Origin of the sequence: Chitinophaga pendula, from assembly GCF_020386615.1 — a bacterium.
Classification (GTDB): domain Bacteria; phylum Bacteroidota; class Bacteroidia; order Chitinophagales; family Chitinophagaceae; genus Chitinophaga; species Chitinophaga pendula.
On sequence record NZ_CP077769.1, the window covers coordinates 3565912 to 3583436 of the forward strand.

The 17525-nt window shown below is 49.4% G+C and carries 10 protein-coding genes; 4 read left to right on the plus strand and 6 right to left on the minus strand.

Annotated features, from left to right (window positions below; translation table 11 throughout):
- The first annotated feature begins 467 nt into the window (after positions 1-467).
- Positions 468-2924: a TonB-dependent receptor domain-containing protein gene (locus tag KTO58_RS12500; protein ID WP_095839044.1), complete on the plus strand. Its 2457-nt coding sequence runs from the start codon at positions 468-470 to the stop codon at positions 2922-2924.
- A 380-nt stretch (positions 2925-3304) separates the two neighbouring features.
- Positions 3305-5530, plus strand: coding sequence for an FUSC family protein (locus KTO58_RS12505; RefSeq protein WP_095839043.1), 2226 nt, complete (start codon positions 3305-3307; stop codon positions 5528-5530).
- A gap of 39 nt (positions 5531-5569) precedes the next feature.
- Here KTO58_RS12505 and bshC read toward each other — a convergent pair whose 3' ends face one another.
- The gene (gene bshC, locus KTO58_RS12510) at positions 5570-7165 is read right to left on the minus strand and encodes a bacillithiol biosynthesis cysteine-adding enzyme BshC (protein WP_157753001.1); all 1596 of its coding nucleotides are present in this window, start codon (positions 7163-7165) and stop codon (positions 5570-5572) included.
- A gap of 115 nt (positions 7166-7280) precedes the next feature.
- On the opposite strand from bshC, the gene KTO58_RS12515 reads away from it, so the two are divergent.
- On the plus strand, positions 7281-8288 hold the full coding sequence (locus KTO58_RS12515; protein ID WP_095839041.1) for a glycosyltransferase family 4 protein: 1008 nt from the start codon (positions 7281-7283) through the stop codon (positions 8286-8288).
- 1 nt (position 8289) lies between these two features.
- Here KTO58_RS12515 and KTO58_RS12520 read toward each other — a convergent pair whose 3' ends face one another.
- The 4 genes from KTO58_RS12520 to KTO58_RS12535 all read right to left on the minus strand — a co-directional run bounded on the left by KTO58_RS12520 (position 8290) and on the right by KTO58_RS12535 (position 13587).
- Complete coding sequence (locus KTO58_RS12520) at positions 8290-9084, minus strand: helix-turn-helix domain-containing protein (protein ID WP_157753000.1); 795 nt, start codon at positions 9082-9084, stop codon at positions 8290-8292.
- A 74-nt stretch (positions 9085-9158) separates the two neighbouring features.
- Positions 9159-10625 (minus strand): glycoside hydrolase family 130 protein, encoded by a 1467-nt coding sequence (locus KTO58_RS12525; protein ID WP_095839039.1) that lies wholly within the window; start codon positions 10623-10625, stop codon positions 9159-9161.
- A gap of 104 nt (positions 10626-10729) precedes the next feature.
- Entirely contained in the window at positions 10730-12001 is a 1272-nt protein-coding gene (locus KTO58_RS12530; protein ID WP_095839038.1) for a glucose-1-phosphate adenylyltransferase, read from the minus strand.
- A gap of 170 nt (positions 12002-12171) precedes the next feature.
- The gene (locus KTO58_RS12535; RefSeq protein ID WP_095839037.1) at positions 12172-13587 is read right to left on the minus strand and encodes a glycogen synthase; all 1416 of its coding nucleotides are present in this window, start codon (positions 13585-13587) and stop codon (positions 12172-12174) included.
- Between the two features lie 273 nt (positions 13588-13860).
- On the opposite strand from KTO58_RS12535, the gene KTO58_RS12540 reads away from it, so the two are divergent.
- Complete coding sequence (locus tag KTO58_RS12540) at positions 13861-14751, plus strand: DUF72 domain-containing protein (RefSeq protein ID WP_095839036.1); 891 nt, start codon at positions 13861-13863, stop codon at positions 14749-14751.
- On the opposite strand, the gene KTO58_RS12545 is transcribed toward KTO58_RS12540, so the two are convergent.
- Entirely contained in the window at positions 14744-17437 is a 2694-nt protein-coding gene (locus KTO58_RS12545; RefSeq protein ID WP_095839035.1) for an alpha-L-rhamnosidase, read from the minus strand. The genes KTO58_RS12540 and KTO58_RS12545 overlap by 8 nt on opposite strands.
- Positions 17438-17525: the final 88 nt, after the last annotated feature.

The following is a 17525-nucleotide window of genomic DNA, read 5'->3' on the forward strand; positions in this document are numbered from 1 at the left end:
TTTAAGCCGTCAAAGATATAATTTTACCCGAATCAAAGAGTAAATTAAACGAGAACACATAATATTATGTATTTATTTATACACAATTGTGCATAAAATACTGCTACACGCGGTGAACAACTTGATAATTATCATATTAAATCCCTCCGCGCATCCTCCTATCCCCTCACTTCACGCCCGGGTATTATCTCCGCAGTAGCGTATCCCTCGTTCCTTTCCCATCAAGAGAACTTTACCCTTCTTTGCCTCGCTTTTATGAACTAAAAAACTAGTTTTATGGAAATATTAACAGGAAAGCGTCTATTTTAGTGTCGCGATCAACTGAAACATGCGATCCGTAATTGCACGTTAGACACCCATGGCTGAAAGGAATCCTTTGTTCCCTAGTGCTGCCCGATGTCCGGCTGTCTGCTCAAGTACCAAACACCAACGTTCACTAATCATCTGTTAAATTGTATTACCCATCTATGATCAGAGGCTTTACCTTTCTGCTACTAGCGCTACACCTATGCTTTCAAATGGCCCATGCACAACAGAAATCTGCCACCGCTATTACCGGTCAAGTAGTCGATAGTGCCAACGGAAAAGAGATCAGCTATGCTACCGTCACTTTATTACGTGCCGTCGACATGAAACCGGTCAACAACTCGCTTTCTGATGAGAAAGGGAAATTCAGCTTTCATGCCCTCCCTTATGGCCAATATAAAATAGGATATAGCGTAGTCGGATATACTGCTGCCCTTTCCGAAACCATCGTGCTCGACTCGCTCCATCGTACCGTCAAACTGGATCCCCGGCAGCTGGTTAAAACCTCCCAGCAACTTAAAGGCGTGGAAGTGACTGCACAGAAACCACTACTGGAAATGAAGGATGACAAACTCGTGTACAATGTTGAGAATGATATCAATAAAGATAACCTGACTGCCTCCGAGATGCTGCGTCGTGTACCTATGGTCACGGTAGATATGGATGGTAATATCAAACTCAAAGGCAGTGATAACTTCAAAGTATACCTCAACGGCAAAAGCACCAGCGTGGTCGCCAAAAGTCCCAAAGAAGCCCTGAAGTCATTCCCGGCCAACATCATCAAAAGCATTGAGGTCATCTCAGAACCCTCCGCTAAATATGATGCAGATGGTGCCGCGGGTATCATCAATATCATCACCAAAAAGAAATTCTCGGGATACAACGGCAGCCTGTCCGCCAACTACAACACCCTCAACCAGGGCTATGGCGGTGGATCCATCAACGCCAAATTCGGGAAATTCGGCATCTCCAGCTACCTGGGCGCCAGCTTCTTCGGCAACAAGAACCGCATGGAAGGCCGTACAGAAAATTATATCCCAGGCTTCCGTACTACCCTGGAACAGTCTTCCGAAGGTAAGTTCAACGGCAAATACGGCTATGCCAACCTGGAACTCAGCTACGATCTCGACAGTTCCAGCAGCATCAGCGTATACGGTAACCTCAATGGCAACGACTACCGCAATACAAGACCTGAACTCAATCATACATTCGACGAAAACCGCCAACTCATCCGAACCGGTAACTACCTGATGGAATCCAAAAACAGCTGGACCAGCTACGACCTCGGGCTCGATTATCAGAAGAAGTTCAAAAAGCCGGAACATGAACTGACCTTCTCCACCAATTTCAACAATGATAAAAGCGGTGGTAATACCAATAACTCCCAGATAAACGATCCGGGAGTAGACAACTATTACCGTAATATCAATGACGAGAAGAACACAGAAACCACTTTCCAACTCGACTATAGCCTTCCCCTTCCTAAAGAAATGAAGCTGGAAACCGGGGCCAAAGCCATCTTCCGTAATATAGAAAGCGACTACGAGCAGTCTACCAGGGACGAAGAGGGCAAGTATGTTCCCAATCCCAGACGCTCCAACGTATTTAAATATGAACAGGACGTACTGGCTTATTACGCCACCTACCGGTTCAAGATCAAAAAGAAATTAAGTGTACGCCTGGGTGCTAGGGTGGAAAACACCCGGATATATGGCCGCTTTATCTCCAGCGATACCTCCATCCGATCTAATTACACCAATTTTATACCTACGGTCAATATTATGCTGCCTTTCAAAAATCCGGGCAACATGGTTACCTTTTCGTATAGCCGCCGCCTACAGCGTCCCTGGGTATGGAACCTCAATCCTTTCGTAGACGACAATGACCCTAATAACATCCGCTATGGTAATCCTAACCTCAACCCGGAATTCAACCACTCTTTCGGTCTGAACTACAGCGGCATGGTCTTCAAAAAACTACGGATCAATACAGGCGCCAATCACACCTTCACCAATAACGCGATCGAACAGTATGCCACTATCGACGAAGCCAAAGGAGTGACCTCCTTTACTTTCGCCAATATCGGTAAACGTTCTTCTACAGGTATTAACTTCAACACCAACATACCCATCACTAAAAAGTGGAACCTGAATACTAACCTGCGGGCCGAGTATACTGTCCTGAATAATAATAACAACCTGGGCAACCTCCGCAATGATGGCTGGAGCGGTAATGGCTATGCCAGCACCGATTACGACTTTGGTAAAGGCTTCAAAGGCGAGCTATCCGTGTTCTTCAGTACCTCCAGACCTACCCTGCAAGGCCGTAATGCCGGCTACTATGCCAACAGCGTCGCACTTCGCAAGGAACTTTTCAATAAGAAAATGACCCTTAGCCTCGGCCTCGACCAGCCATTCCAGAAAGAAAGAGTATGGAAAAGCACCGTTAAGGACGAAAGCTTTCTCCGCTACAGTGCGTATTACAATCCTGCCCGTGCCCTGCGCGTCGGCGTCCGCTGGAACTTCGGCAAGCTGAAAGAACCTGTGTCCCGCAAAAAAGGCGTCAGCAATGACGACCTCAAACAAGGCAGTGGCGGTACCGGTGGCGGCGGCCAATAACACCACTATATAACAATATTTACCTGATCCCTGCACAATGCCTCCGGCAACGCGCAGGGATCATTTTTTTACCCGATATTTATAACAAATGTTCAAATTTCACAACCATATACCCTCTTCTAACTAACTATAAATCAACCTCTAATTTCTTCAAGTCCACCTCAAGTCCACCTATCTCTTTGTTCTCCTGTATCATTCCTGGCCTTATCGCTATAGGTAAGCCTTTCCGACCTGAAATTTATTGTCTCCTTTCGGCATTTATTACAATCGTCGGCGCTCCGTACCTTTGTAGTCCACCATACCTGCTGCTTGGGTATAACTATCCCTTGTATTTTAAAGAATTAAATCCGTAATTCGTTGCAGGTAATAAATTATAGGCATTGCAAACCCGGGATTGGATCAAAGAAGTCAAAAGTTTTATTTATAGCTACCATTTTAGCAATGGACTACGTACTACCATCAGTGTGGTAATACCGTCCGTTGTATGTTACCTCATCGGCGAACTACAACTGGGCATCGCAGTCTCCCTGGGTGCACTCTGTACGGCCCTGTCAGATGTACCGGGTACTATTATTCATAAACGCAACGGCCTGATCGTCAGCACCGGCCTGATATTCCTCACCGCCCTGGGTACCGGCCTTTTATCTCCTTACCACTGGCTGATGATCCCCTGGATCATGGGTTGTTGTTTTGTATATGGGATGCTCTTGGTGTACGGCAACCGCGGTGGTAACATCGGCATCGGCTGCCTGCTCATCATGGTGTCCGTACTGGGAGAGTCCTCCCATTCCGCCTGGATGGCCCTCGTATACGCGTTCGCCGTACTCGCTGGCAGCATATGGTACGCCCTGCTGGCACTATTACTCTGGCAGATACGCCCCTACCTCACCGTACAACAGACGTTGGGAGACTGTATCCTGCAAACCGCCAAGTACCTCGAGCTGCGCGCCGGGTTTTACATCCGTAATGCCAATATCGAAGAAGTATATAAAGAAGTATTGGCCCAACAAGTACAAGTAAACGAAAAACAGGAAGCCATCCGCGAACTCCTGCTCAAACGCCGCTCCGCCCAGCAAGGTACTACCAGCATCAGCAAAAGTATGGTGCTCATCTTCCTCGACCTGGTAGATCTGCAGGAACAGATCATGGCCACTCAAACCGATTATAAAGCGCTGCAACAAACATTTAAAGACCTTGATATACTCGACAAATTCCACCACCTCATCCTGGAATTTGTCGCCGAACTGAATAATATCGGCCTGGCCGTCATTTCTGGCCAGCGCTCTCTGCCCAAAGCCAATCTCAAATATGAAATGGATAAGGTGCAGCACGCCATCGCCGAAATACGCAAGACCCTCCCCACCCTGCAGGAACGTACCCGGATTATCATGCTGAACAATATCCTTCACAACCTGCAGGATATGGCACAACGTATTTACAACCTCCACCGCCTCACCAGGCTGGAGAGAGTAAAAGATACACCGATAGATCCCTCCCTGGAACTCTCTAAATTTACCACCCGGAACCGGTACGATTTCGAGACTTTCCGCAATAACCTCACCTTTGAGTCCCATATATTCCGGCACGCCATCCGTGTCAGCCTGGCTACCGTCGCTGGTTACCTGCTGGGATGGGCCCTGCACATAGACCGGGTATACTGGATATTGCTTACTATCGTCGTAATACTCAAACCCGGCTTTGGTCTCACCAAATCCCGCAGCTATCAGCGTCTCATCGGCACCGTTATTGGCGCCCTCTTCGCCGCTGGCCTACTATTCCTTACCACCAACGGCACTATCATCTTTATCGTCATGCTGCTCTGTATCCTGGGTGCCTACAGCTTTATGACCTATCAGTACACTGTCAGCGTATTCTTTACAACACCTTTCATTATATTTTTGCTGCACTTCCTGCATCCTGCCGACCTCCAGCACGTTGCCCTCCGGGTACTCGATACCTTCATCGGCGGCTCCCTGGCATTTGTCGCCAACCAGATACTATGGCCCAGCTGGGAACATAACTATCTCCCCTCCTATATGCAAAAAATGCTGACGGCCAACAAACTTTATTTCGACCAGGCGATGCGTCCTTACACCGCACAGCCATTCTCTACCGTCGATTATAAGCTGGCCCGCAAAGAGACCTACGTTAATATGGGCAACCTCATGTCAGCCTTCCAGCGTATGCTTTCTGAGCCTAAAAGCAAACAAAAAAGCGCCTCCGGCGTCTACCACTTCGTCGTGCTTAACCATACACTCACGTCCCGCATCGCCTCTCTGTCAGGATATGCCATCAACCATGGCGTACACTTCATCCGCCCGGAATATCAGCTTATCAGCCGCTACCTTTTGCAATACATGGATTATATCATCGATATGAGCGAGCGAAAGGAACGATCCGAAGAAATACCCGCTACCATAGAAGCCTTCGAAACCCTGGACGTCCAGGTAGAAGGACTCATGCATCGCCGGCAATCGGAAATAAATGAAGGACAAGGTTTCACACCGCTCCGTGAAGAAATGCTGGAGACTAAACAGGTAAGGGATCAGCTGCACGCCATACATGCGCTGCTCAAAGATATCAGGAAAGCACTCACTGACCTGTAAAAAGAAGAGCGGCCATCTGGCCCCTCTTCCAAAAAGATCTTAACCGATCCGCAATACAATAAATTGGTCTGTCACTGGCGTCAACGCCGCCAGCAGCGTATCAAACAAGGCCGGCCCCTGATGTATATACCAGGGCATAAAGTTCTCTTTACGTTCCTGCAGGGAACCCAATGGGAACAATTGTAACTTCAACTGACGGATCTGCTCCGTCTGCCAGGCAAATTTTTTCTTCTCTGCACGCAGGAACTTATGCTCCAGCTTACCGATCGACTTGATCGCTTTCAAACGTTCCGCTGCCGCAGACGCCACCAGCGTCACATCTATTTTCTGCGCCTTCGCTTCCAGCTGATCGAAGAGCTGCTCTATCGCATTATATTCTTCCTTTAATACCAGGGAAGCATTCGTATGTGTCTGTACAAACCGGTTGATCAGCACCTGCGCATCCTGGAACAGGTCTGCTACACTCAGCCCCAGTTTCTGCCGGCGTGTCTCTGCTGGTTCGTTGGTCAGCAGCAACGAGTTACGCAGCAGCAGCACCGGGAAAGGAACACCATAATGAGCAAATAACGACTGAAGCTCCAGCCAGTAGGCGATCTCTCCCCCACCACCGATAAAGGCGACATTGGGCAGTATCGTCTCCTGGAATAAACCGCGCAGTATCACATTAGGGCTGAATCGCTCCGGATGTGCCTGTAATTCCGCTTCCAGCTCCGTAGAGGTAAAAGAGATATCACTGTTGAGCACCTTCCAGCTTCCGCCTTCTTTGACAATACGCTCACGAGCGCCCGCCATTAGGTAAAATAAGTTGATCTCCCTTGGATTGGCTTGTACTTTATAATGCTGCGACAACGCTTCAATGGTAGCAGTGACGAGTTTAAAACTACTATGCTGGTGCAACTCTTCGCGCATCACCGGGATATACAGCCGTTTCAGTGACGCATCGTCAGGGATCAACACTACCAATCCATAACGTCCAAACAAAGCATGCACCAGGTATTGCGTCGCATGCTGGATATTATCATGCCCCAGGTAAGCCTCCCGCAATAAAGCGATCAGCTCATCGGCATATTGTCCGTATCCCAATGTATCCTTTACCTGCGTAATCAGCTCCTCAAATCCTTCCGGCTGCATACGCCCCACGGCGCCCGATTGCTTGGTCTGCCAGGTCAGGACCTTGCCGTTGATAAAGATGCTACCCAACTCCTCCAGGTCAGCATCTTCACTACCCATATAATACACCGGTACAAAATGGCGGCCCGGATACGCAGCTTTCAGGTCAGCTGCCAGGCGAATGGTCTGCAGTATCTTATATACGAAGTAGAGATAACCGGTGAAGATATTAGGCTGATGCGCAGTGCACACTGTAAAAGTCTCAGGACGCAACAGGCTGGCGATGTTCTCCTGCACCGCTGCTACGGGTGCCAATGTTGCATATTGTTCCTGTAATGCCTGTACCAGCACGTCTCGCTGGATAGGTTGTAACTGTTTGGCCTTTATGGCCTCGTGGAAATCAGGTCGTACAGGCGAGTATTGATAAAACGATCTTAATTGCGGATGTTCTGCCAAAAAATCCAGTACCAGCTGATTAAAAAAGCCTGTTTTAGCAAATGGAATGTGACAATGAGCTTGGTCCATACTACCGCTGATGAAATTTAGAAGGCACGAAGGTAGAACAATTTCCAAAGAAGCCCTTTCCGCTCTTACAATTTCAGCGGAGCAAAATTGGTCCCTGATTTGCCCCTTTCTTCTTATGAAAATCGCCATATTGTCGCCCGTAGCCTGGCGCACACCACCCCGCCACTACGGCCCCTGGGAGCAGATGGCTTCCAATCTTGCCGAAGGACTGCTCCAAAAGGGCCTGAATGTCACCCTCTTCGCTACCGCCGATTCCATTACCGCTGGTACATTGAAAGCCGTCTGCCCTGCCGGCTACGAAGAAGATCGTTCCCTCGATGCCAAAGTGCAGGAATGCCTGCACATCAGCCATTTAATGGAGCAGGCGGCTGACTTCCACCTGCTGCACAACCATTTCGACTTCCTGCCGCTTACCTGGTCGAGGCTTATCTCCACACCCATGGTCACTACCATCCATGGCTTTTCTTCGGAAAAGATCCTCCCAGTGTACGAACGGTATAATGATATCGGACACTACGTATCTATCAGTCATGCCGACCGCAGCTCCCGGCTACGCTATGCCGCTACTATATATAATGGTATACAAAGTGAGGATTTCCCGTTTTGCGCCCAACCCTCCGACTACCTGTTGTTCTTCGGCCGTTTCCATCCGCACAAAGGTGCACATGATGCGATCCGCATCGCCCGCGACACCGGCCATCGCCTCCTCATGGCAGGCATCATACAGGACCGTAATTACTTCGACACCGCTATCGCCCCCTATATCGATGAAGACCAGGTATCCTATATCGGCGCTGTCGGTGGTGCCGACCGAAGCCGCCTCCTCGGTCAGGCCAAAGCACTCCTCCATCCCATCTACTTCGACGAACCATTCGGCCTCAGCGTAGCCGAAGCTATGCATTGCGGCACCCCCGTCATCGCTTACAACAGGGGCAGCATGCCCGAACTGATCCGGCATGGCCACACCGGCTTCCTGGCAGCAGATGCCGAAGCAGCAATACAGGCGGTAAAGGATATCCCTCAGCTCCGCCGGGAGGATTGCCATCATCATGCATCCACCCATTTCAGTCAGGAAAAAATGGTCGCTGATTACATCCGCCTCTACGAGCGCCTTTTGACTTAGTCTATTGTTTCAGCTGGGAAGGAGGAAAACCATACTGGCTCTTAAAAGCGCGGGAGAAATGGGAGAAGTTCTCAAATCCTGATTCCAGGTAAACATCCGATGGCTTTAATTGCTTATCCCGTATCAGGTGATAGGCAAACTCCAGCCGCTTCCCTGTCAGCCATCGCTGAGGAGTCGTGAGAAATATCTTCTGAAAATCACGTTTAAAGGTCGACAGACTGCGGCCCGTCAGGTAAGCCAGCTGCGACAGTGAGAGGTTAAAGGTATAATGGTGCTGAATGAATCCCGCCAGGTCTATCTTTCCAGGTACGGCAAAATTACTGAGTACGCGATCTATCCCCGGATGTAACGTACGGAATATAGATAAAGCTTCCGTTCTTTTTAAGGAAACCAGGTCGGCTGGCAATACCTGCTGTGGGTCCATATAGGGTTGCAAAGACCTGAAATAATTTTCCCATAACACATGCGGGGGCAATATTGCCGTCTCCAGAGACCACGGCACTTCTAACACCGGCGCATGCCGGGAATAATATTGCTGCAGGAAATCCTGCGGGAAAAATACCACCACTGACTTGACCGGCCGGTCCGTGCTAGCGTTCTTGGTAACCCGCAACAAACGGTTCTTCGCCAGGAAAGCCAGGTCTCCCCGATGAACAACAGTGCGCGACTGATGTTCGCTCACATTCATCTCCCCTTCATATACATAACAGAGCGTATGCTCTTTGATCAGGTGTTCGTTAGATACATATTGCTCCTGGGTACAGGAGAAAAAAATGGCAGGCGCAACTTCACTCATGGTGCCGGGTATAAAACAAATCATGCCATGGTGGATCACCATGGCATGACAAATATAACAAATACTTTTTCGCGTCAACCGTCCTCTTTGATCCGCTTCAACAGCTTCTCCAGCGACACCGTAGCAAATGAAGACGCATAATCAGATAATCCGTAAGGGATGATCAGCTCCTCGTTATGGATCATTGACCCGCAGGAGTACAGTACGTTAGGTACATATCCTTCGCGCTCGTCCTTGTTCGGTATCAGCAAAGGCTCTCTAAGTCGCCCGATCTCCACCTGGGGATTGTCCAGGTCGAAAAGGCTGGCGCCCAGGCAATAGGTCCGCATCGGTCCTACACCATGTGTGATGAGCAACCAACCTTCTGCGGTCTCAATCGGAGAGCCGCAATTGCCGATCTGCACAAACTCCCAGGGGTATTTCGGCGTCTGCAATATCTGTGGATCTTCCCATATGTTGATCTTGTCCGAATACATGATGTAATTATTGATACCATCTATCCGGGAAATCATTACATATTTGCCATCTATCTTACGCGGGAACAATGCCAGGTTCTTATTCTGGGCACCCTCTCCATATAATGGCAATACCTTGAAATTATAGAAATCTTTTGTCTGCAGTAATTTCGGCTGTATAGTGATGCCGTCAAAGGCTGTATAAGTAGCATAGTAAGTGATATCACCATTCTCGTCACTGTATTTTACGAACCGGGCGTCTTCTATCCCCCGGCTTTCCGCTTCGGAATAAGGAAAGATCACCCGGTCGGAAATATCGGTATCCAGGGAAAAGTTAAGCTCGTAATAAGAATCTGCTAACCATAATAACCGCTCTAATGCCTTCTTCAACAGATGGTCCACCTGGTAGCGTTGCTGCATCTCTCGGATCACCTTCTTCAACGCCAGGTATTCAAAAGAGTCTCCAAGACTCCCTTGTACCTCCTGCATGACAGGGTCTGGCAACTTAATAGACACGGCATTCTGGAAAAAACTCCTTTTCTCATAGGTGGAATTGCGGATGATAGCTGCTTCATCCACATAGTTGCCCGCCGGTACCAGCGAGATCTCATTGTTCCTGTTGATTAGCCCTCTCCGGAAAGCGATAGAGGAAATATGCCCTTCTCCTACTGCCCGAAAACTCAGGATCACCCGCTTCTCCCCTTCTTCCAGCCCGCTCTGGTCCACATCTTCTATCAGAGATGGATTAAAAAATGCCGCTGACTCGATCGAATACTCATTCGTAGAATACGAACCGATCAGCAACCGCTTTTTGTACTCCATCTTATCATAATCCAGCTGCAAAGAAGAAAACAGGTGCTTCAATCGTTCACAATGCCGCTCAAATATCCTGGTGATATTCCGGTGTCGTTTGGAGAACTCCCGCAGTATAGGTGTAATGGTCACATCCACTTCCGCGTCCGTCATGCCCGCAACCCGCTGAATGATCGACTTGGCACGGGCTTCCCCGTTAAAGAAAAACCGGGCCACCACCCGCTTCAGGTCCGGATTGATTTTAGTCGTCTGCCGTTCTATGGTTAATCGCATAGTATAGTGTGTTTAGTTACTGGCCATTATTATATCGCTCCCAACAGGGCTATAATACGCCTGATAAATTCCACAAGCTTCACAAATACAATGCCTCTCCTACGCTACAATTGAAAACCGTCTGGTAATACTGCGCCTTTCTTCACCACCACAATACCCTCTTTAACAGTATATTTTTCGTGGTCGCCGTCCGGCAAATGTTTGCCCCCATTTATATGTACGTTATTACCGATACGGCAGTTCTTATCTATGATTGCATTATTGATCACACAGTTATCTCCTATTCCGATGGGCGGCATCCCTTTCGAACGGGATTTATCAATATCATCCAGCGTCTGGTAATGATCGCTACCCATAATGTAGGTATTGGTGATCTTACATCCTGAACCGATACGGGTACGTATCCCCACCACACAACGTTCCAACTCACTGTCCAGTACGATCGTACCATCTGCGATCATCGTCTTGCGCAGCGTACCGGATATCTTGGCAGGCGGCAGCATACGCGCACGGGAGTAGATCGTATTGGACTCATCAAACAGGTTGAACTTCGGAATGTCATCCGTTAATCCCAGATTGGCTTCAAAGAAAGAAGGAATGTTACCGATATCTGTCCAGTAACCTTCATATTGGTAGCTGGCCACCCGTATGTCTGCATTGATCGCATACGGTATGATCTCCTTACCAAAATCATGAGAAGTATCCTGTCCTTGCAACAGGTCGTACAAGGTCTGTTTGTTGAAGATGTAGATACCCATGCTGGCCAGGTAGATACGGCCTTCCCGCTCCATCTCCTCACTCACCGGCGATGCCCACGGAGACAATACATCCTGTTTAGGCTTCTCCGTAAACGAAGTGATCATCCCTTCACCATCCGTCTTCAGGATACCAAAATCTGACGCGTCTTTTGCATTCACCGGTATGGTTGCGATGGATACCTCTGCACCACGCTCGATATGTGATTGCAACATCTGGCGGAAGTCCATCTTATACAGCTGGTCGCCAGACAGGATCAACAGGTACTCAAAGTCGAAATTGTCGACATGATGCAGACACTGACGTACCGCATCCGCTGTACCCTGATACCAGGTCGGGTTCTCCGGTGTTTGTTCCGCAGCCAGGATATCTACAAATGCTTTGCTGAAATGGCTGAAGTGATAGGTGTTTTTGATATGCCGGTTCAGCGAAGCCGAGTTATATTGTGTCAGCACAAATATCCTCGTCACATCTGCATTCAGACAGTTGGAAATAGGAATGTCTACCAATCTGTATTTACCGCCTACGGGTACTGCTGGCTTAGACCGGCGGCTGGTAAGGGGATGAAGCCTGGTACCAGCGCCTCCGCCCAGGATAATGGAAATTACTGCGTTAGACATGTTGTATCGTTTTTTCTAAGGTGTTGTATTGCTACACTGCCGGATGCCGTCTTGCGTCAGCAATACAGCAGCTGCTTAATTCAGAATGAACAGTCGGCCCGGATAGTGATTGCTGTATTGCGGGTCAACAATCTCCGTCCAACAATTAAACCATAAATCAGATAAGTTGTTTAATGCATCGACCGGTATAAGGCCAAGTATTGGGCAGCAGACACATCCCAGGAATGATCCAGCCCCATCGCATAACGTCGGATACCTTGCAGTTGCTCCGGATCCTGATATAATTCCAGCGCCCTGCTCACTGCATGACAAGCATCCGGAACCGAAGCATGTACGAACCGGATACCAGTACCGTCTTCATCTCCAAAATCAATCACCGTATCTTTCAGTCCTCCTACACTACGAACCATCGGTATAGTACCATAACGCAATGCATATAACTGGTTGAGCCCGCATGGCTCCACCCGCGATGGCATCAGCAGAAAATCACTGCCGGCGTATATCTGGTGAGATAAGGCCTCATTATACCCGATCTGTACATTAAAATGTTCCTTGTTATAATAACGGGTCTGTTGTAACGCCCACTCCGTCTGCTGATCGCCGCTTCCCAGTACCAGGAAGTTCAACCGATGACGCTGCTCGTACAACGAACGCCCGATGATCTCAGGTAGCAGATCGGCTCCTTTTTCCCCTACCAGTCGGCCTATAAATGAAATGAGGGGTAACTGCGGATTAAAACCAAACGTTTCACATAGGCGTAGCTTATTCTCCAGCTTGCCTTGCTCGAAGTTCTTTAGTGAATAATGCACCGGGATCATAGGATCGGTACCGGGGTCCCATATCTTAGAATCAATACCGTTCAAAATGCCTACCGCTTTCCCCCGCTCCGCACTTAACAACGATTCCAGCCCATTAGCAGCAGTATATAACTCCTCCATATAACTTGGCGATACCGTTGTCACCTTCCAGGCACATTTGATCGCCGCCGCCAGCGGATTGATCGCACCATTCCAGTCCAGCATGCCCGACTTCCACAGATCAAATCCCGGTAACAGGTACAGCTTGTCCCAGCCGAACTGTCCCTGGTATTGCGCATTATGTATAGTGATGACAGAAGCTACAGATTGTAATCGCTGATATTTATATCCATAACTAAGCAGAAATGGTATTAAACCCGTCTGGTGATCATGACAATGTATCACATCAGGCTGGTGCTGCCACTCATTTACCCAATCCAATACCGCTATCTGGAACGCTAAAAAACGCTCCGTATCATTAAAGTGACCATAAACGCCTTCCTTATCCAGCAATCCGGGGATATCCACCAGGTAAAGATCAAAACCCAACGTATTCTCCTGCTCCTTCCAGATATTGAAGTGATACCAGTCATGCCCCATCCACATCCCCGCCTGATGCACAATGTCAAACTCGTGTGTCTCAAAATACCGGGTCTTATATGCCGGCATCACTACCTTGGCGATCGCACCTTCCTGGTATTGATACTTGGGCAATGCACCCACTACATCCCCTAATCCGCCTACCTTGGCTATCGGATAGCACTCGGCGCTGACGTGTAATATCTCCATGCTAATTGATTTGTCGCTTGCTTATGCCCGAAGGCGAATGACACAACTGATATACAATCGTTTACTTTATTAAATTACCTTGGAAATCTAACAAAACAAAGCGTCTGCCAAAAATAATTTTAGTTAAAGGTTCGTGAAAGGAAAAAATAACCTTCCTCCCAGCCGACAGCTTGGGGAACACATGCGCCAGTTGAGGCGTAAAAGCAACATCCCTGTCAACACAACTTTCCGGCACAACACCTGTTATTGTTACATCGTTAAATACTTTTTCTTATGGACTTCGGAGCCGTCGACCCAAAAACATTGAGTAAACTGAAACTGCAATTACCTTCCGATCCACCTGATAATAAAAAGGTGCTGAAAGGTAAACCGCTCAAAAAACCGCGTATCTACCTGGGCTGCGCCAAATGGGGCCGCAAAGAATGGATTGGTAAAATATATCCTAAAGGGATCAAAGAAGCCGACTTCCTCGAAGAATATGGACGGCACTATAACAGCATAGAATTAAACGCTACCCACTACCAGATATATGGCCCCGACACCATCCGCAAATGGGCTGAAAAAGTACCGCGCAAAGACTTTCGCTTCTGCCCCAAAATCGCTCAGTCTATCAGTCACTACAGCTCCCTGATCAACGCCGGCGCCAAAACCACCGCCTTCCTCGAAGGTGTCCTCGCTTTCGGCCCCCAGCTAGGTCCTATCTTCCTCCAACTCAGCGACCGCTTCTCCCCTAACCGCCGCGATAACCTGTATAAATACCTGGAATCCCTCCCCAAAGACCTCACCTTCTTCACCGAAGTAAGACACCCCGCCTGGTTCAGCGACCCCGTCATATCCAAAGAATATTTCAGCACGCTGCGCCAGCTGAAAATAGGCGCCGTTATTACCGACACCGCCGGCCGCCGCGACTGCGCCCATATGCACCTGACCACACCGTCCACCTTTATCCGCTTCGTCGGCAACAGCCTACACCCTACCGACTACAAACGCATCGACGACTGGGTACATCGTATCCATACCTGGCTGCAACAAGGCATGAAAGAAATCTATTTCTTTATGCATATGCACGATGAAGCTTTCTCCCCTGAACTCACCGTATATTTCACCGATAAAATGAAAAGCGTTTGCGATATCGAATTGCAACGTCCGCAGTTCGTCAAATAACACCTCCTTCACGCACTTCGAACTGGTAACGCCCGGCCGGTATAGTATAACGGTGATCCTTATCCGTTGCAATCCCCTTGCCCGCCAGAGATACCTTGCCCGCCGGGAAATACACAGTTGCATAGCTACCCGCCGGCACACTCACTTCATATATTATACGTTGCCCCTGCCGCTTCCAAGTAGATCGGATCTCTCCATAAGGCCCCATATGCCTGGCTTCAAAGTGTGCAAGCCCCTTCACAAAATGAGGTTTCAGCAACACATGCCGGAAACCTGGCGCCGCACTATCGGGTAGTATCCCGCCAATACCCTTGTACAACCAGGCATTGATATCTCCGAACATAATATGGTTCAGCGATATATCCTGCATAGCAGCAATATTCCAGTTCTCATACAACGTGGTAGCACCATTCTCTATCCACCATCCCCACGAGGGATAAGTACGTTGTGCAGCTACCTGATAGGCGATATCCGCATAACCATTCTCACTTAGCGCATTCAGTACCGCCCTCGCTCCGAGTATCCCCACATCCAGGTGAAAACTGTCAGCTGCCACCCGGCTGGCCAGCAAAGCAGCCGTTTTCGCCTTCAGGGCCGCAGGCACGATCCCCCAAAACAAGGGCACACTTAACTCCGTCTGCCATCCCTTACCATATCTCCCTGTAGCCGTATCTAAATACTTCCGGTTAATAGCATCCCTGATTTTCTCACTGAGCGCCTGGTATTTCACCGCATCCGCACTCTTACCCAGTAATTCTGCCGCCAGGGCCAACACCCTGGTGTCTGCAAAATAATAGGAGGAAGAAGTCAGCTCCACCGGAGACACCGATTTTACCGGTACCCAGTCCCCTAATCCCCAAGCAGTCAACCCGGCAGGACTGAGGTCCGTAATATGATCCACATACCGTTTGATATGATCATAACAGGCTGCCAGCAAGGTGGTATCTCCGTAAAACAGGTACACATTCCAGGGGATCAAAGCGATCGTACTGGTCCAGTCAGGTCCATTAGCCCACTGATACCCCCAGCCACTGGTGGGGATAATAGCGGGCAATACTCCATTCGCCTGCTGCTCATCTCGATGGTCCGCCAGCCATTTCTCATACACCGTAATAGCATCAAAGCCATACAAGCCCGTCTCCACCGCTATATGTGCATCTCCCGTCCAGCCGTTCTTCTCCCGCTGCGGACAATCCGTCGGATAGCCGAACAAGTTAGCCAGATAGCTGTTGTTAGTAGCTGCCCATATCTTATTGATGACAGGATTCGAACTGGAGATATAGCCACTAACCCCCACATCGCTGTGCCATTCCCTGCCCTCCAGACTTTCCCGGGTCAACCGCAAAGGATGCGAGGCACTCACCTCCACATACTGAAAACCTTTATAGTTAAAACGGGGCATAAATTCCTCCTCTCCCTTACCTCGTAAGATGAACAGGTCGGTTTGAAAAGGATCTGACTGATCCGTAGGCCGGTAATGTGCATCAATATTCGACTGATCTACATGCCCGTCTTTACGCAACCGCTCTCCGTGTTTCAGCCGGACCACCGTACCAGCAGGCCCCGACACCCGCAGGTGGCTCACACCGGCAATATTCCGGCCCAGGTCAAACAGATAAGTGGTATCATTCAGCGCCTGCATCCTCACACTGGGTATCCGTGCTATTTCCCGTATAGGTGTCATCGCCTGCGATACGATCTGCTGGGCTGGCGCCGCCCTCACCATAGACGGCCGCCAGCTGCTGTCATTGAAGCCAGCAGTACTCCAACCCTCCTGCTCCTTGCGGGCATCATAATGCTCGCCGGTATAAATACTGTTAAATATGACAGGACTCAATGACGTCTTCCAATGCTCGTTTGTAGAGAGGGTCTCCACACTGCCGTCCATATAGGTGATGCGCAGGTCCATACAAAAGACGGGGCGATTACGCCAGGGTGCCCGGTGAAAATACCATACTGCCGTCGACTGGTGATTGTACCAGCCATTACCCAATAACACGCCTATCGCATTATCGCCGGCTTGCAGCGCCGCGGTCACATCATGTGTCAGGTATAGCACCCGCCGGTCATACCGGGTATACATAGGGTCCAGGCGGTGATCGCCGATACGCTGCCCGTTAATATACAGCTCATAGAGTCCGCCTACAGCGATGTAAGCCCGTGCCGATTTTATCGCCTTCCGCGCAGCAAAAGTGTTCCGGAAATAAGGCGCCGGGCGCAGCTGGATATCATTCCCATCACTGATCCAGGCCCCCTTCCAATGATGGCTACCCATCATACCAGTTTCGAAATGCCCCATCCTGGCGGTACCAGGATGACCGTCCTTATCCCATACAGCTACCCGCCAGTAATACCGGGTAAAAGGTGCCAATGCCTTACCGGCATAAGTCACCAGCTGTGCAGCCCCTTCCACCCGGCCGCTCTCCCAATGGTCGCCATGACCGCCGGCCACCGCCACCGTATCAATACCCACCACAATCGAATAAGCCTGCTGCAGAGCGCCATTCCTGTCATCCGACAGCTGCCACGACAAACGGGGATGTTCAGCGTCGATCCCCAGCGGATCCGTCAGCTGCTCACATCGCAACCGCACAGGCTGCAGCTGCTGACCGGAGGCGCGCAAAGCCGAGAGATACAACAAGCATAAAATAAAAGGAATATGAACTAGATGCAAACGTGGTCTCATCCGCACAAGTTAATGACCAGCCTGCATACTTACAACCGCTATTACACATCAGGTAAACACACCAGAAGCCCGCGGGACGCCTAACAGG